11 protein-coding genes are annotated in these 19792 nt (G+C 37.1%); all 11 read right to left on the reverse strand.

Features of this window, described 5'->3' with window-relative positions; all coding sequences use genetic code 11:
- Positions 1-7: 7 nt before the first annotated feature.
- The 11 genes from QX565_RS01295 to QX565_RS01345 all read right to left on the reverse strand — a co-directional run bounded on the left by QX565_RS01295 (position 8) and on the right by QX565_RS01345 (position 19742).
- Positions 8-1531 (reverse strand): glycoside hydrolase family 28 protein, encoded by a 1524-nt coding sequence (locus tag QX565_RS01295; protein ID WP_289290812.1) that lies wholly within the window; start codon positions 1529-1531, stop codon positions 8-10.
- A 20-nt stretch (positions 1532-1551) separates the two neighbouring features.
- Positions 1552-3504 (reverse strand): sialate O-acetylesterase, encoded by a 1953-nt coding sequence (locus QX565_RS01300; protein WP_289290814.1) that lies wholly within the window; start codon positions 3502-3504, stop codon positions 1552-1554.
- 20 nt (positions 3505-3524) lie between these two features.
- The gene (locus QX565_RS01305) at positions 3525-5732 is read right to left on the reverse strand and encodes an alpha-galactosidase (RefSeq protein WP_414429710.1); all 2208 of its coding nucleotides are present in this window, start codon (positions 5730-5732) and stop codon (positions 3525-3527) included.
- A gap of 31 nt (positions 5733-5763) precedes the next feature.
- A complete protein-coding gene (locus tag QX565_RS01310; protein WP_289290817.1) occupies positions 5764-7287 on the reverse strand; it encodes a sialate O-acetylesterase in 1524 nt (507 codons plus the stop codon).
- Between the two features lie 56 nt (positions 7288-7343).
- Positions 7344-9317 (reverse strand): T9SS type A sorting domain-containing protein, encoded by a 1974-nt coding sequence (locus tag QX565_RS01315; RefSeq protein ID WP_289290819.1) that lies wholly within the window; start codon positions 9315-9317, stop codon positions 7344-7346.
- Between the two features lie 40 nt (positions 9318-9357).
- A complete protein-coding gene (locus QX565_RS01320; protein WP_289290821.1) occupies positions 9358-10719 on the reverse strand; it encodes an MGH1-like glycoside hydrolase domain-containing protein in 1362 nt (453 codons plus the stop codon).
- A gap of 89 nt (positions 10720-10808) precedes the next feature.
- Positions 10809-12674: a T9SS type A sorting domain-containing protein gene (locus QX565_RS01325; RefSeq protein WP_289290823.1), complete on the reverse strand. Its 1866-nt coding sequence runs from the start codon at positions 12672-12674 to the stop codon at positions 10809-10811.
- A gap of 80 nt (positions 12675-12754) precedes the next feature.
- A complete protein-coding gene (locus tag QX565_RS01330; protein WP_289290824.1) occupies positions 12755-14932 on the reverse strand; it encodes a GH92 family glycosyl hydrolase in 2178 nt (725 codons plus the stop codon).
- A gap of 324 nt (positions 14933-15256) precedes the next feature.
- Positions 15257-17785, reverse strand: coding sequence for an AfsR/SARP family transcriptional regulator (locus tag QX565_RS01335; protein ID WP_289290825.1), 2529 nt, complete (start codon positions 17783-17785; stop codon positions 15257-15259).
- Positions 17786-18224: 439 nt separating this feature from the next.
- The gene (locus QX565_RS01340; RefSeq protein ID WP_289290827.1) at positions 18225-19121 is read right to left on the reverse strand and encodes a LysR family transcriptional regulator; all 897 of its coding nucleotides are present in this window, start codon (positions 19119-19121) and stop codon (positions 18225-18227) included.
- A 42-nt stretch (positions 19122-19163) separates the two neighbouring features.
- Positions 19164-19742 carry a DUF6621 family protein gene (locus QX565_RS01345; protein ID WP_221648584.1) on the reverse strand — a complete coding sequence of 193 codons (579 nt, stop codon included), beginning with the start codon at positions 19740-19742 and terminating at the stop codon, positions 19164-19166.
- Positions 19743-19792: the final 50 nt, after the last annotated feature.

Genomic DNA, 19792 nt, shown 5'->3' on the forward strand with positions numbered 1-19792 from the left:
AATTTGTTTAGTAAATTGTTCCTTCTTTTACTGTTTCCCCACATTCCGCCTTTTTCCGGACTCTATCAAAATTGACGGATCTGACATCGATATGCCTGCTCTTTTCACCATCGATCTTTAAGAATAAAGGAACCTCTTCCGATGTACGAAATCCGGAAAACACAACATCCGAAGACTCATTCAGATATACTATAGGAGTCTCTCCCTGAGGTAGATCGACCTGAAAATTATTCAGACTTACATTATGCACATCATCAAAAATAAATGCGGGTCTATAATCCGGCTTCCGTAAACGACATTGTATATTTTCCATCGTCAGATTCTTTACATGCCGAATATACAGACCGTAAGCCGGCAGTACCGGACCGAACATTCTATTTTCGGGATACTCATTTATCTTTTCCGGAACAACAATAGAAGCATCGTTTTCATCCGCCCCTCCTGTATAGCCAAACATAATATCTCTGAGAGTAACATTTTCAACATAGCTACCGGGGATTCCTGTTATCGATGAAGTTATCAAACTTTGATTCTCAGCCACGATATTCGAAACTATAATATTCTTTAATACTCCTTTTCCCCTACGATTTCCCAAACGGATAAACAAAGGAGTCTGTACATCCTGCATCGAAATATTATTGATAACCACCCGATCCATCGTCCCACCGTCAACAACCTCAAGTGCTATACCCGAAATAACTGTTGTATCTGCTGAAATACCCCTTAACATCTTTGGCCAGTTACGAATATTATTTTCAGAGGCTTTCCGTATAACACAGTTACTGATACTTATATTCCGAAAAGTACCAAAAGACCCGGTACCGAACTTAATGCCATTGCAATTGGAAGCTATAACACAATTAGACACGGTCACATGTTCCACATCAAATCCGGGAATATCCGTTTTAAAACAAATGCCATCATCATCACAGTCTATGATACAATCAGATATTACGACATTCCTGCTATTAATATCAATTCCGTCACAGTTATGATTACCATGAGAATAGATCCTTATATTGTTCACAATTACCCCATCATTATTGGCACAACGTAATGTCCATGATGCCGAATTATAAAGAAATACATCCTTTACCTTGACATTGGAACAATTCTCGAACAATACAACATGAGGGCGACGACCTTTATCATCACCAAACTGGAAGTTTTTATGATTACCTTGTCCATCAATACATCCTTCTCCCTGAATAGAAGTATTTTTGATATTCTCTCCGACAACAATAGCACGTCCTTTGTAGGCTTTAGGATCAGTTACCCCCTGTAGTACAGCTCCATTGTGCAGGAATAAATGAACATTACTCTTAAGGAATATCGTTGTAGTTAGATAAGTTCCCGTAGGAACATACACCGTTCCCCCTCCACTCAATGCGCATTTATCTATGGCAGCCTGTATAGCTACCGAATTATCCCGGGAATTCTGTTTTGCGCCAAAATCCAAGATGGACATATCGGCAGCGTTCACTTGCATTCCCCATATTAAACATAGCAGACTTAATATAACCTTTTTCATTGATATTTTTTTTAAGATTACTATTTATTTTTTGTACATTCCTCCCATGAATCAGTGCGGAAAGGCACTGTCAACAATCCTTCTTTGTTATATAAATTGGCTCCCGGATTATTGGACCAAGCATAACGGACAGCTACAGGATCTTTTACCCTATCCGAAAACACCACTACCTTATCCCCTTGGATATAAGCTTTCGCCCACTCAAACTTCCGGTCTTTACCGGCAATAGAAAAACCTGTGACATATCCGTATTTATTGTTTTTAGTACACAAGCCTTTTTCCGCGTTATCAAAAGATACAATAATTGTATCCTTTTCCTTCCGAAACGATTGATATACAGGTCCCTCACATACCGTGTCTGTTTGACCGTATGTTTTATTCATTGCCACCAACGCAAGCCGTCTGCCCACTTCCTGTTTATTCACCGGATGTATATTATATGCTTCACCGATATCATAAATAACAGCCTGTCCTGTTTGCGGTAAAGTTAGCGTCATTGTTTGTGCTTCGCGTAATTCGGCCCATGGGCTATCCTTAGGTAGGATATCCTCCGAATTTATATTCGCTAACGATACCCAATAAAACGGAAACTCATATCCCCATTGCCGACGCCAGTCATTTATCAGATTCGGAAACATGGTTCTGTATGCATAAGCCCGAACCGTATCGTGTTCGCCCTGATACCAGATCACCCCCTTTATACGAAACTTTATCAACGGATGAATCATCGCATTATACAGTAGTGAAGGTGCAATATTCGGCCCTATTTCCACATAACCATAATCCATGCTGACAGCAGACTTTTTATATTTCCACTTTTCTGATAAAGGAAAATGAAATTTATTCTTCCCCTTTGTTTCAAGATAATAGTTCTCCGGTTCGGAGATAAATCCTCCGGTATGAGAGGAGTTACTAACCCGAACCGTTACCGTATTCTCCCCTGCTTTCAAAAGCCCTTCGGGTATATCATAAATACGCCGTTTATCGTAACCGTATCCTTCTCCTACTTTCACACCGTTTATCCAGACAATATCCCCGTCGTCAATAACTCCCAACGATATGGTACCGGACTCTCCGACCACCTTTTCCGAAAGATTTATTTTCTTACAATACCACACATTTCCTAACGAAGTTCCCAGCTCTGTTCCCATCCACGCTCTGGGAAGATTTACCTCTTTCCACAAGGATATGTCCGTCTCCGGATCATACCATTTCTCGGCCATACCGATATCATTAGCCAGTGCTTTTTCAAATTGTTTCTTATTATCGGAATTCTCTTTTTGGAATTTTCCGAAATCATTTAATGCCAATTGATTATAATCGGCCGACATTGCCGGTGGAAGCATATCAAATGCTTTTCTGCTTGTCCATGTCCTTACTCCGGTAGCTCCCCAAGACGAATGTATAATTCCAATCGGAATATTCAATTGTCTGTAAAGCTCACGCGCATAATAGTATCCTACAGCCGTAAAATTGCCAACAGTAGAAGGAGAACAGATTTCCCACTCACCTGCCATATCTTCTTGAGGCGATGCGTTCACAGTCCGCGAAACATTCAGAGAGCGAATCATCGGATAATTGGCCGCTTCAATCTCTTTTGGAGCATTTGCGGACAACTTTACCTGGAATTCCATATTCGACTGTCCACTACAAACCCACACGTCTCCTATCAGAATATTTTTGATTTTAATCTCATTGCTTTTACCTGAAACAGTCATCTCGTAAGGTCCGCCAAAAGGCATTTCTTTCAGTTGAAGTTCCCAATAACCGTCATTATTTGTACGGGTTCTCTGGTTTTGCCCATTAAATATCACAGTTACCAGTTCTCCTTTGTCTCCCCATCCCCATACTTTGACAGGAGCATCCCTCTGAATAACCATATTATCGGCAAAAACACCGGATACCTTAATCATCGCGGATAAATCAGTAATGCCCAATAATCCAAGAATAATCACTACAAATTTTCTTATCATAATCCGATTCTTTAACATTATCAATTAACTTCTGTAATCATAAAAACAAAGCTATCAAACATGGCACTATCATTTACATTTATCCCCATCTTCATCAATTCTTCGCCTGTAAAGATCTTGTCATTTCCCCAAAAGGAACTTTTCTTGCCCATTCTGTTCAGTTCTGTCAGTTTATACTTCTTTTTTTCGTCCAAGCCATCCAATTTAAATTCCAAGAAACAATCTCTACCGTGAAATTCGAAACTATAAGCAAACACAACTGCATTTTTTTTATCTTTATCAACATACATGGATGCCGCCCATCCGCCCTCATCATAAGGCGAAACAAGCCGGTATAAGTCACCGAACTGCACTATCGGACGAATCTGTTTATAGGTCTCTATCGCGTTTTTAGCAAAAACACGTTCATCGCCCTGCAAATCTTCAGGTTGCAGTTCCATGCCCAGACGTCCGGCCATAGCCACATCAAACCGATACTTCAGCGATGCATGCATTTTTGTTTGATGATTAGGACTGATCGAAACATGAGCACCCGTAGCGATAGCCGGAAAAAACATATTAGTACCGTATTGAATAAATATCCGGCTCAGCGGATTCGTATTATCACTGGCCCAAACTTCATCATGATACTTTAAGGCACCAAAATCCAAGCGTCCTCCACCCGATGAACAGAGTTGAATAGTGATATGCGGATATTTTTTACGTACTCTGTCATAAACAGAATATAAACCATTGATGTAATCCACCCAAAAATGAGACTGCCTGTCAGCCGGAAGATATTCCGAACCGGCACGATTGATAAAACGGTTCGAATCCCATTTGATGTATGAAATATTAGGCGAACTACTTACTATATCATCAAATGTTTCGACGATAAAATCCTGTACCTCCGGATTCGTCAAATCCAATACACATTGGCTTCTAACTAATAAAAGCTCCCGATTACCGCTTCTAACGATCCATTCCGGATGTTTTTCGGCTAATTCACTTTTAGGATTCACCATTTCCAACTCTACCCAAATCCCGAACTTTACACCTTTCTTATGTGCATAATCGGCTAAATGACCGATCCCCCCGGGAAGTTTTTTCTTATTCACCTGCCAATCTCCCAATCCACACCGATCATCATCGCGAGGATATTTATTACCAAACCAACCATCATCAAGAACAAACATTTCAATACCGAAATCAGCAGCGGCATCAATCATCCTTTTCACCTTTTTCTCATCAAACTTAAAATAAGTGCCTTCCCAACTGTTCAAGACAACTGGACGTATCTCATTCCCATGCTCCAATGCGTACTTACGACACCAGTCATGATAATTTCTTGAAATCTGCCCACGACCGCAAGAGCTATAAGTCCAAATCATTTCCGGCATTTTAATTTTCTTTCCCGGTTCTATCAGGAGCATCGAAGCATATGGATTAATCCCTCCTACCATATGCAATATACCATATTTATCAAGTTCGAAAGTCATTTTATAATTCCCCGACCAGGCTAAAGATCCGGCATATATCTCACCAGCTCTTTCTTGTGCCGGAGCATCTGCCGAAAGCATAAAAGAAGAATTCACCGACTCCGTTGTCAAAATTCCGGTCCGTGCTTCTATGCTCTTTGTTCCCGGTGTCAACTGCTCTTCTTTCATTTTCATTTCAGTTCCCCATCCTCCATAAAAATGAGTGAGATAATAAGACTTACGATGTAAAGGAAGATAAGCCGAAGCTATTTTTTCAATCTTAACAATATCATTTTCCCTATTTTCCAATTCTATGTATTGAGCGATAATATTTTCCTTTTTATATGCCTTAAATACAACATTGACAAAAAGAGGATACAATTTATCTTTAAGCCGAATGATCGTTTCGGACACATTATCATCCACGTTTATCGTATTATGCTCCACATAATATAAATCGGTTGTAAATACTCCATCAGCGTGTGTCAACTGTAAAGCAGGATCCAAAAAGTCTCCGGAAGTAGGAAAAATCTCCGGTATAAGCGGACGACCATCACGCCTGAGCTTGTATTCCTTATTTAAAACAGTAGTCCGGCTATCGGAAACCAATCTATCTCCAAAATACAGAAAAGAGACCTTCTTATTTTCCGAAAGAGTAAAAAACATATTCAATCCGGCCGTTTCTATAGTTATAAAATCCATTGATTTTGCACAAACTTCCACTCCGCACAGAACAAACGATAAAAAAGTAATCAATACACACTTTCTCATATCATATCATAATATTAGTTTTCCATTCTATTTATTTCTCAGATATTCTCACCGGTAAGGTAAAAGGAAATGCCGGTAAGCCATTTTTATTATATAGATTTGCGTTCACGTTATTTTCTACAGCATAACTTACTTTTGCCGGATTCTGAATATTTTCACAACCTATTATCAATTTATTTCTTTTAGCAACAGCTTTCACTTTTTGCTTCTTTCCGGTGGTATCAGTCACCCAAATATCATTTATCTCTTTTCCTTTTATGCACAATTCTTTCACAAGATTAAAACTCACTACTATTTTATCTCCTTTAGCTACCGCTTTCTCCGCTACCGGATAATCTGCAAAGTTTTTTCTCCCATATATCTTATTCAACGCCATATCAGCAAACCGCTGTCCGAAAGGTAATTTATCATCCGGATGTACATCATCCGCATTTCCAATATCAATCGTACAGATGACATAAGTATCTTTTTTCTCACGTGCCTTTAACTGTGCATCTCTTAAAATCGCTGCTCGCTCAGCAGACGGATAATTAAAATTAGTCAGCTGCCCGATAAGAACAGGAAAATCCGAATGGAAACTATCTCTCCAATTATCAATCATACTCTGTAACTGATATTCGTATTCATCGGCCCATTCCACACTATTTTCTCCTTGATACCAGATCAGCCCGGATATGGTATAGGGCATGCAAGGATGAACCATTCCGTTATAAAGGGAACCGGGCTTACAATGCGGTCGTTCCAGCATATGAACACTTTTCGGTTTTTTGACAATCTCCCGGGCAGTACCTTTTACCAAATTTTCTTCCTGCAAAGCCAATTTCTCTGCGTATGCAATGCTATCATGCGGAAAATCCTTCTTCCATTTCCACCATCTGTCTGTCGCTTTTCTCAAATCATCGTCAGAGGCCTGTAAATCATAAGAAAGCCATGATTCAATACCTGTTCCGGCCCAAGAGGCAGAAATAATTCCAATCGGAACATTTAACTGTTCTTGTAAGAAAACGGCAAAATGGTAACTCATAGCCGAGAAATGTCGAACAGTTTCAGCATTACATTCTTTCCAAACAGCATTCTTACCAAAAACAGATTCCTTCCGGTCTGAGACATGACGCGGAACATGAAACAAACGAATATTAGCATGGTCGGCATTTTTCAATATGTTTTCAGCATTCTTTTCTTCTATGATTGACCATCCCATATTAGATTGCCCACTGGTAAACCAAACTTCACCTATTAAAACATTATTCAGTTCTATCCGGTCCGTTCCATTGATCAATATATGATAGGGTCCTCCAGCTTCAGGGGTAGAAATATACATATTCCATTTACCATCCAATCCGGTTTTTGCCACATACTTCCTATTGTTCCAACTTGTCTCTACGGATATATCCGTCCCTGGCTTGTCCCAACCCCAAAATGCAACTTTTGATTTCTGTTTCAAGACCATATCATTACCTATAAGTCCAGGCAAAATAGTCTTTGCATACAAAGTACCGAATGAAGTGATAGAAAGAAGAAAAATCACCAGAAGATTTACAAAAAACTTTTTCATAATATTAAATATTTTCAAAACACAGGAATTACTGCATAAAAGTATCCTCTGTAATATCAGAAAACAGAGTACTTTTTAGAAAAACTCTCATCATTACAAATAAGATTAATAATATAAATCCCCTGTTTAAGCCGATGTAAAGTAACCGAAGAATATCCAGAAAAAGAATCTTCAAGAATTAACTGTCCATAAACATCAAAAACTCTCATTTTCACCTGTTTTTCTTGATATCCATTTAAGCTTACATATCCATTATTGTCTACACGAATCAATTTCTCCCCATCGTTTTTTATTTGACTCAACCCTGTCCCCACAGGATCTTTATCCGTAACAATATTTTTCACATACTTCGTTACATACTCCATATCATTCCGAATCAAAAAATTCTGTCCATGATCTCGTATCCAAGTTGCAGGCTCAATCGTATTCTTGTAAAAATAGCCACCATCTATCGCATTCAGAAACACACACGGTTTTGGACAATTCTTTATCGTATTACGATGAATAATGATATTCTTAAAACCACCCGCAGGTGCCAAATCACCATTCGATGCTTCCAATACTACTGAAATAGCAGCAGCCTGAGAACGCTTCAAATTTTGGCGGAACATACACGTTTCTATGTGATTACCACTTATTTCCAGATTTCTCGATAGTCCTGCCTCCATCCAATTAAATTCAGGAGCAATAATTATTGCACCGGCACCAGTATATGTTATTTCATTATTTTGTATTTTTCCATCAGATGACTTTACCAATATTCCTCTTCCCGGAACATGGCCAATTTTATTATTGATAACCCGGAACCCCGCCCCGATTCTGTCAGTTGAATAAATCACATCACCAGGGGAGACATTACTAACTTTATCCCAATCTTCCGCTGAAAAACGAACCATTACAGTTCTTATATACCGGGTATCTTTAATATCTTTAAAATAAGACAAACATTTCTTTATATCCTCTGCGGTAGGATCGGCTGACAACGTCACTCGTGTGGGCTTAGCCTCTCCACGATAGACCCCATCATTCGAAACAACAACAACATTTTCATCTTTCTTGATAGTTACATCTGCAAGATTATAATCCCTTGCCAAAATATACAATTGTTTATATTCTTTATCTACCCTATATACCGGATAAAAATTCCCGTTAATTGCTATCGGGTCGTCATTTGTATACTGAATAACACATTCCTCTATAGTAGGTCCTATTGTCGCATGCTTACTATGAATTCCATCAGCAATACCAGGTCGTAACCTATCTTGAGGATATTTGGGATCATCTACTTTCCGATCGATAATACAACGATAATAATGTGTATTTTCACAATAATGTTCGGCAAAATGAAAAGCAGGAGAATCATAAATGGTTATACCGGACATTGTCAGATTCTTACAATGATTCATAATGATACAATGACCAACATAAGTAGTAGGAATATTATTGAATACAACAAAATCACCGACTTCATAAGTTCCGACCTTAGGCATTGTCAAATTTACCTGTACTTTACGATCCTCTAAATAAACAATCGGATCTTTTATTTCATTGGTATAAAGATTCCAAATCAACTCCCGGGTATTTTTATCAAAGAAATGTACTCTATTCTGCACTGTTTCCGGATTCAGCATCGGATACCCTTCATGTATCTCCACTTGAAGTGTCTTTGCATCGGCCGACATTTGAGTAATCGTACCTTGTGTAGAGCAAGGCGGATCATACTCTATTGTCAAATCAGAAAAGACCATATCTTCACAATACTCAAAACTAAAAGCCTGTTTCTGATAATTACAAATAATTGTCGAACCATTTCCCTTGACCTGAACATTTTTTTTATAACTAAATAAGTAAGGTTGTTTTCCATCTTTCAAATCAAGGATGTAGGTTCCTTTGGGAATATCAATCACAGAATTATTGATTTGAGCATCAAGAACAGTCCGTAGATCCCCATTTACTTCTCCCGCATTGCTCGTACAAGAGATCATTCCCAAAAAGAATAGTAAACCGAAAGATTTCATTTTATGTTTCATAAGTATTTTATTGATTCTTTATTTACTCGATTTTTACTTTTTAAAATTCATCAACCAATGGCCTATTCTCCAGCCATGCCAACATATTCATAACCAGATAATTCCAATTCTGAAATCCAGGATTTAGTATAGGCTCCCCATTTTCAGGCTGATAATACTCGTGTAAAGCCCCGAAACGTTTAAAATCACGTCCAAATAACTTTATAGTTTTCTCGGCCAATTCGTACGCCTCCTCTTCATACCTATATTTCACCAACCCTTTCCAAACCATATAATTCGAAATCCCCCACACGGGCCCTAACCAAGATGACGGATTACCAGTAGCTTTCAAATTATACATCTTCTCCATTTTAGAAAGAGTTCTGATGCCATACGGAGCATTAAAGGTTTCTGTATTTTTAAAATGTTCCCGAACGATTCTTTCCGATTGTTCCGGCGTTGCAATATCTGCCCACATGGCCAAAAAGCCTGACCAAACACCAATTCTCATGATCAGACAATCCCAATCACGAGGCATGCCACTATGTCTCTCAAATGCCTCCGCCCCCCTTACAGGCAATAAATTCAAATCTACACTATAGAAGAAACCGTCTCTTTCATCCCAACAATGCTTCTGAATAGCTTCTCGCAAATCTGATGCATTCTTTTGATATTGAGGTGCGATCTCAGACAGCCCCAACCTTTCGCACAAATAAGCTACAGCTTTCAATTCCTTATACATCAAACAATTTAAAAAAATAGATCCGGAGCTTCTTGCCGGACGATAATAGGTACACGGATCATTATCTACTCCGATAGCTACATCATTTTGCCAATAATATAATCCGGTAGCCCGATCTCGGTGATGGTTAATATAATTATTCACAAAAGTCTGAAGATAATAAAATTTAACTCTAAGCCATTCGGCATCACCACCATTGAGTTTTGTTAAAAATGCAGCATGTTGAGCCAAACACGGCTTATGCATATTCGTTTTATAAATTTCTTTAGGTTGTATTTCGGCTCTCACAGATTCCCGCTTTATATTTATAGGTATCCAACCATCCATTCCTCCAAATTCCAAAAAATTCAAGATACAACCTTGCTCATATTCTATGGCTTCTTTCGAAGCTTTATCATTACCTATATCCAACAATATCTGACGTAGTGCTATATTAGTCAGCCAAGAATCCCAATCCCATAAAACATCGGAGTATTGATTGCTTCCCGGAGTAATAAAAGGATATTTCAAAGCCATCCCCTCTTCTCTGAACATCCCTTTGTAATCATTGTAAATACATTTTTTTATGATAGAACTATAATCTCTCCATGTTTCTTCTTGTTGAGAATAAACAGAAAATATTGCTATCGAAAATACAATAAATAAAGAAAAAGCTCTTTTCTTTTCCAAGAATTTATCCATAGTTACAGGATTTAATCTTCAATAATTATTTTATATAATTCACAGAAAGGTGCATAAACCTTTTCAAAGCACCTTTCTGTGTTTTATTCTTATTTCAAGATCTTTTCAGAATATACTTTTCCATTTTTATCTACTATCCGCACGATGTAAATACCTTTTTCCAGATTCTGTATGTTAACAGATGTAACGTTCACAGCACTAGGAATGCACGGCATACCAAAAGATGTATACATTTGAACCGATGCAACTTCTTCAGAAAAATACAAAAGACCTGTAAGATGATTCAAATAAACATGAACCTGAGAATCCACTTTAAATTCATTGACAGAAGAAGCAACTCCATTATACTCGAAAGCACCTAAGTCTCTGGAATTACCAGTTTTAGCAACACCTCTTATATCAGTTTGCGGAATCAATTCTTCTCCTTTATATATCAACGAAGAAACTCCATTATCAATAGCATATCCTTCAGGATCATTGATCTCGATGTAAGGAATACCTTCTGTCGGTTCGGTTAACTTACGATTAATTCCCACTTGTTTCAGTTTCTGGTCAGTAGACTTGCCGCGAACACTTTTGTTGTTATTTGCCGTAGCAATATCTTCATTATTAAAATGATACAAAAATCCGGCACCCCAAGTCGCATCATACGCTCCACCTACACCATCAATTAAATTATTCTTAATAATATATTCACCTTTCGATCTGGCATCTTTTTCCCGGATTGACCATCCCCAACCTAACTGGTCAACCATTGTTCCGTCACCTTTATCAATAGGTTCTATCATACAATCCAACATAATATTATTTACAAAAACCAAATCGAAATCACCACCAAAGTCACTGAAATTTATGGCATTCTGGTCTGTCTGAACTAATCCGTCAACACCAGTATTGTTCATCATAGACGTATTGTTTACAAAAACAAAACTTCCCGACATCCCTACAGTAGGCGCTGGTTTCTGAGAAGTAATAAGATTCGCTTGTGGGCCTTCCGTACGATTTTTGTAAAATACATTATTAACAAACTTCAAGTTTACATTTCCTTGTTCGCATCTTGCCCAGTGCATGAATCCACTGGCACCCACAGACTTATTGTTTGCTACCGTACAATTCATAAATGTTACATTTGCATCACATTCCTCATTAAGGAATAAACGTATGCCACCTCCTGTAGCATTTCTGGCTGTATTAGTAGCTACGTTAGAATCAAAATAACACTTATCAAAAGCAATATCCATCTCCATACCTTCTATATATAAAGCACCTCCGGCAGCTCCACTACCATTTTCAGCCACACCGTCTCCCGTTTCATTATTTCTGAATATACAATCTTCAAATCGGGCATAAATAGGATTCTCAGATTCTCTCAGACAAACGGCACCGCCTTGATAAGCTTTACATCCTTCAAAAATTGAATTTTTTACAACCAGTTTACCTTCACTGCAAATGGCGCCTCCACGGCAGTTTACTCCAGTAGTAACCACTCCGTTTCTCACAACAACATTATTAAGATTCAACTCCGAATATGGATCTACGTATATCATACCACCAGATCCGGTTCCCCCATCCCGATGCAAATTTTTCAGCGTAATATCTTCCAAGTTCAACTTCACTCTTTTCAAATCAAAGAAACTTGAAACATTCATTTCTCCATCATTAAACTCATCATCATTCACCCCCATTATTGCAGCTTCAGGAGTCCCCCCTTTTATTGTAACTTCTTTGATAGTAGCCTCCTTACTTACGTCAATTACCGGGTCCAAATAGATTTCATCCAATACAATAATTGTACATCCATCAGTCCAATTATCAGCATTTAGTGAATACCAGGGTTGCTCTTTAGTTCCAGGATTATCATCACTTCCACTCGAACTTACATAAAAAGTTTCTTGGGCTGATAAATTAGACTGCCAGCACAATGCCAATACCATAGAGTAAAATAAGTTTTTCATAAATTTCAAATTTTAATGTTTAACATAAGCTCTATTACTACATTTATATCAAAGTACTTTAATGTTCAGATTATAACCGATCAACGTTCGTTGGTCATTAAAAACTCCAACGTTCCACCCTGCATAATATCATCATATGAGATTTTATAATCTCTGATTTGTCTTCCATTCAACTGAACCGATTTCACATATTTATTCTCTTTAGACAAATCATGTGCTATCATTGTGAATACTTTTCCATTCTTCAATTTTATTTGTGCCCGAGGAATCTGAGGGGCACCCATTACATATTCAAGACTGACCGGATTCACAGGATAAAATCCTAATGCACTGAATATATACCAGGCTGACATCTGACCACAATCATCATTCCCACATAGCCCATCAGGTTTTGATAAATAGAAGCGATCGAATACTTCACGGACTAATTCAGCTGTACGATCATTTTTCCCAAGCAAAGTATACATATATATTACATGATGACTCGGTTCGTTTCCATGAGCATATTGACCTATCAGGCCTGTTACATCTCCAACAAATCCAGTCTGATCAGCAGATTGTTCAATAACAAAAAGTGAATCCAGCTTCATTATCATCTTATCTGTTCCCCCCATTAACTCTGTCAACCCTGCTATGTCTTGTTGTACATGCCATGTATATTGCCAAGCATTCCCTTCAGTATAATCACCACCGGCAGTCCCGGCATGAGATAAATGAAAAGCACTGAATGGTGTACGCCATTTGCCGTTGGAATCTTTTCCACGCATCAGTCCCGTTTCATTATCAAATAGCTTTTTATAACTCGCCGAACGTTTCATGAAAAAATCATAATCATCACCTTTACCCAATTTCTTTGCCAACTGTGCTGCACAATAATCATCATAAGCTCCCTCCAACGTACGAGAGACAGATTCTTCTTCCACAATGTCAAAAGGAAAATATCCATATCGATCATAGGCCTCTACATCATATTTAAAATGAGAAACTGTCAAAGATTTCTTGATCAAATGATAAGCCTGTTCCACATCAATTCCCGGAAAGTTTTTCAAACAGGCTTCTACAATAACCGGAACTGCATGATTACCAATCATACAATGCGTCTCTTTTCCCCATAACGTCCAAATCGGTAAATACCCTTGGCATTCGGCGTGCAGTAACATAGAATTTACCATATCGGGAAGTAACTCCGGAGTAAGAATGGTATATAGAGGATGAGCCGCCCGATAAGTATCCCACAAGGAAAAAGTAGAATAATATATTCCAAAAGGAGAAAGCGAAACCGAATCTTTCGCATTTTTATATTGTCCGTTTACATCGGCTACGTTATTAGGTTGTATCAGTAAATGATACAAAGCCGTATAAAAATTTATTTTCTGTTCATCAGTACCTTCAATTTCAATCCGTGACAAATAATTCTCCCATTTATTTTCAGCCTCTTTTCGAACTGTATCAAAATCCCAATGTTCCAATTCCAAATTCAGATTCTTTTTAGCTCCCTCAATGCTAACCATTGAAAAAGCAACTTTTATCTGTACCTCTCTTTCATCAGCTAAACGAATTATCTTACGAGGAGCCTTATCTTCACGTCCATCCTCAGCATCTTCAAATGCTACAATTGGTTTATCTAACTTTATTACATAAAAGAGATCACGTTCAACCCAGGCCTTCACTCGCTGATAACCAGTTATAGTATACATATCCTCTTTTTGTATGTCGGCATCAAGTACTCTGTTATCATAACTATTTTCACTCCCAACCATTCCATTCTGAAAGTTAATGTATATTGCAGGATTCTCTTTTTCAAACTGATACCGATGCATAGCAACATGCGAAGTAGCCGTTAACTCTACTTTCACCGAATTATCAACTAGCTCCACAGAATAGTAACCAGGATTAGCCACTTCTGAATCCTTCCGATACGTACTTTGAAAATTCTTTGTATCCTTCCCTGAAAATGGCATAATCAGTATATCACCCATATCCGGTACTCCTGTACCATTCAACCGATTTTGAGAGAATCCTGATATCATGGTATCCTCATAACGATATCCGGCACAATAATCCCAACCAATACACCCGGTCTGAGGACCAGGTTGTACCATCCCCAAAGGATAAGTCGCCCCCGGAAAGGTATGCCCTGTATAAGTAGTACCTATAAAAGGGTCTACATATCGATTTAACTCAGAAGATATTTGTTTGTTACCAGAACATGAAACAAATAATAATGCAACATATAGAAAAGGAATAAGGCTTTTCATGGGTTCAATATTTAAGATAATTCTTTAATTAATAATTTGCTTTCCTTTGTCTTCAACAGAGTACCAAAATCTATAGAACACAGATCAAGTACTAAAAACTTAAGCAAATGTATGTGTATGAACCTAATAAAAGATTAATCAGACCTTAACTGAAGTAATTTATTAAAAACAAAAATATAACCCACTGATAACATGAGCATTAAGATCAAAAAAAATTAAGATTCAATCAGGTTTACACACCTTAATTGAATCTTAATTTATCATTAATGAACTAAAACACTTTAAAATATAGTCTTAAAAATAGAATGATAATGTAACTATCTACTATGATACAACTTCGTCGTAACTAATTTCAGGATAAGTATTAAGCAAACGTAAATGTTCTTGCGCGAATTTATCAAAACATTGTTTAGAAGCACCTTTCTGCCCAAGCAAAAACAATGCACGGCATTTTATTCTCACAGCTTCCTCATCTATATTATCATGAAGCAATATCACATTGGCAATTTTCACCTGCAAATTCAAATCTGATTCTACCTCCGGCAACAATACTGATTTTAAAAGAACTTCTATCAAAAGAGTCGAATACTCCGATTTGTATCCATCTGCCCATTCCGCATTCAAATTAGGAAGAAGAGTTCCATTCTGAGCAATATCTAAAATGGCATTTAATATATTCGCACTAACCCTCTGTTCTTCTTTAGTCTTTTTTAATAAAAGCATTATATTTTTATAATCACAGACCACTTCATTCCCCATCTCTACAAACCAATAAGACGTCTTATTGACAATACTAATATCACCAACTTTCTCTAATAATAATCTAAGCTTGCGTACATTGACACTTCTATTATTCGATGCACTGGCTTTATCCATTTCAAACCAGAATGTTTCATCCAATTTCTCCGAAGTAACCTTCTTTCCGTCTTTTACAGTACTTAATAAAAGATATAAGAAAATCTGCTTAACGATAGGAGTGAAATTATCAGTAATATCTACTCCTTCTTTATCAAAGACCTGAAATCCCCCCAAAAGCTTTACAGTAGAAACCGGAGTTTTTAATTCAACAGCAGGCGTCTTTGCTGCACTCTCGGAAAATGAAGGGATACTTTTTGCAGGAGGAGTTTCTCTTCGTTTTCTTCTTACGCAAAAGAAAACAATAAAAAATAAAACAATGAGTAATAAAAAGCATATTACCAAAATCAATTGATTACTTTTTTTCTCAGCCAATGCACTCTTCTGAATAACATCCGAGACCTTTAACGGAGGATATGACAAAGAATAAATATCCACATTAAAATTATCCGATTGATTTTTCTGCATTAAGACTGCATATAAGATAGATTTCTCCTTGTCCAATATAAGATCACAAAACGATTCCATATCCAAAAAGTTATATGGAATAGAATCGGCAATAATAGAGACGGAGCCATCTGTAAGACTCACTTCACACAGACTTAATAAGGTATGAAAACGATTATTATCATAAGCCAGTGCATATGCTTTATCTTTATCAATTATCATTGAGTTTGAAAAAGTTACCGGTACTCTCGGAACAGTCAAATCAAACAACTTTTTGCAAGTTTGATTTCGGGAATCCATTTCATACAGATCATAAAAGTTCTTGGGAGATTCTTCCTGTTTTCCGGATATACTACCATATCCTCCCAGAAGCAAAAATTTCCCCTTACCCAAATAACCTAAAGCACTCAAATAACGCGGAGAGATATCCTTTGACATATTCTTTATATCCCAAACACCACTGTCTAATGGATGTGTAGATAACCACGCCTTATAAGACTGATAGCCATATCCTCCAAACGTAACCAGCTGCCTTTTTTCCATATCAATAAAACGATTATGGTGGTGTGCCGGTGCAAACCTCTGGTCCAGCTTATCTCCTGACCACTCATTCTTTGCAAAATCATAAAGAATAAAATCGGGATATAGCAAACTATAAGAAACCAATCGGTCGTTTATACAATCATATATCATCTGGCTACTCCCCCCTGCACCAAAAGGAGAACCTTTTTGAGTTTTAATTCTTTTGATACGAAAATTATCCATATTAAAGAAAATCATAGAATCAGAAGTAGCAATAAAAAGTCGATTCTGAATAGAATCAAAAGCTATCTGAGCATATCTCTCCGACACAGGAATAGATGTTTCTTTTTGCCATTTTATATATTTATCAATATCCCAACTTCCATTCTCTACTATCGCTTCTTTACTACAGATATCATCATACACCTTTGTACCTGCATATTTATCTAATTTCCAGAAATAGAGTAAATCCCCTTTATCATTCCGAACGGCAACATCTTTTATTGAAATCGGAGGTACATCTGAACTGTAAAACACTTTAGTCCAATTTCTACCAAAATTAATTCTGATATCATCTAATTTATTAAAAGAATAAGGTATCGTCTGGATATTATCATTAATAGAACAAATAATTTTGTCTTGCTTGAAATTAATCTTCATTTTACTCCAGTCTTCCCTATTTTTAGGTAACGATATTTTAAAATCAACATTAGCTAAAGCTTTATCATCATTAATCAATACAAAATTAAGTTTAGAAGCATTTATATTCGATATTATATCAAAACTATTAGTACCAGAAGTAACCCTACATATATAACCATAAGTCTGTACCCCCGGATTAAATTTAATATCAAGCTCTAATGAAAAACCATCCTGAAACGAAAAAGGATCATCCGGAGTTAAATTCAAAGACGTTCTCACATCTTGATTTACAGTATGAGAATAAAAGGTCAAGCCATAATGAATGTTACTTCCATTCACTTTAAAAAACGAGAAACAAAAAAACAGTAATAGATATATTCTTCGCATAACAACAAGCCCTCATCAACGGAATAAAAATGTTAAAATAGTATTTTACAAAAGGTTTAATTATCAATTTTATCATAAAAGGTAAATTACTCATATGGTAATATCCTCTGCAAATATTCACTAAAATTCCAAGAATAAGCAAACAAATAGCCGTAAATCTTATATATAAAAACCAGGAACTATCAATCTTTTCAAGTTTTTATAGCATAAAAAGCGTGGAACTATATCCTGCATTTGTTGGAATGAGACATAACGCCTCTCTTTAATAAGACAGTGAGTTTATCGCTATAATCTCATTGCAAAAATATAAAAACTTGCCAATAAAATTAGGTTATATTGCCAGTTTTTACAGAATAAACCTTTTCTCAGATAGGATATTCAAAACAAACATTCAATATATGATTCGGATGATTTACTCTCATTACGACCAATCCTCTACTCACATTTTTTTACCATAATGCATCGCAAACTGCATAAACACCTGTGACAGCCCTCCCTCTTGTCCCTGCTGATGTACAAAACAGAATTCCCTCAACATCTGCATTCCTTTTATTTCAATTACCCGGAAAGCACCAGAAACTAATTCTTTGGTTATAGAACGAATAGACACAATACCCATGCAATCGGTATTCTCGAGAAAGAGCTTGATGCTTTCTGTACTACCGAGATACATCAGAACATTAAGTGCAGACAATTTTATATTATGTTGTAACAAAGCACGTTCAAAAACATCAAGCGTACCAGAACCGCGTTCACGAAGCACAAGAGGAATGCCTGGCAAGTCTTCGGGAGTTATTTCATCCGGTAGCGAAAGTTTACTTTGAGTATGTACCACAGCTACCAGCTCATCATCTAAAAAAGTCGTATATTTCAGATTTGGTAAACGAAAGATACCCTCAACTAAGCCTAAGTCAATCCGATGTTCTTGTAACGCAGCTTCTATTCCACGAGAATTCCCATTCAGCAAAGACAGATTTACCTGTGGAAATTTACGAATAAAATTTCCAAGTAGAGGTGGAAGTACATATTGGGCAATGGTAGTACTGGCTCCAAGTTTTAATTCACCTCTATAATCACCATGTAGAAGATGCATTTCATATTCCAACCGCTTATAGGCATCAAGAATGCGTTCGCTATGCTCCAGAAGCAATTTCCCAGCTTCTGTGAGAGAAATTTTATTCCCTTGCCGATCGAAAAGCCGTACCTGATAACAGGTTTCCAATTCCTGGATATGTTTTGTTATGGCAGGTTGACTTACAAAAAGCTCCTGAGAGGCTTTAGTAAAACTGAGATTCTTCGCTACACTCTGAAATACTTTCAAACGAAAATCGGACATATAAGTAGTGATTAACGATTAGTAACAGGTGAAAAAAGACTCCTATAATTCGTCTCCTTTAATTCCCAATGCTTGCATCAATGGGTATGCCAGCATCTCCCACTGATACTCTATAGTCTCTTCCGATTCATTCACCCGGAACTGAATAATCTCTTTTTCTTTTACTTTATTCAAAACAGCAGTCACTTTATTACCATACTCTTCATTGAAAGAAAGCACAATCAGCTTTTTCACATCTGCCGAGTCAAGGACTATCTGCAATAAATCAAGAAACAGCTCTTCACGAGTCACCATCCCTTCGCAGGGTACTCCTGCGAAAGAAAACTCTCCAAACTGATCTGAAAAGGCAACCCCATCAAGCTCTTTTTTCAAATCTGACGGATTACAGAAAGCCAGATTAGAAGAGTCCTGATCGTACACAAATAACAGTTGTACTTTATTATCTCCTTCTTCAATACCGGCATCCAATGCCAGATAGGTAGTTAGCAAGGATAAATCAATTTCCTGTAGCGGACGATTTAACACATTCTCGAAATATCTCTTCAAATCTGACACTATGAAATTCAGAAATGCGGCATCAACGAGTATCACTATCTCAGGAAGTTTTATCTTTTCATCCATAAAAATCTTATTCTTATCTATTTATTTGCGGATAAAGATACAATAAAGCT

Source organism: Bacteroides sp. 41_26 (assembly GCF_949740115.1).
GTDB classification, from domain to species: domain Bacteria; phylum Bacteroidota; class Bacteroidia; order Bacteroidales; family Bacteroidaceae; genus Bacteroides; species Bacteroides nordii.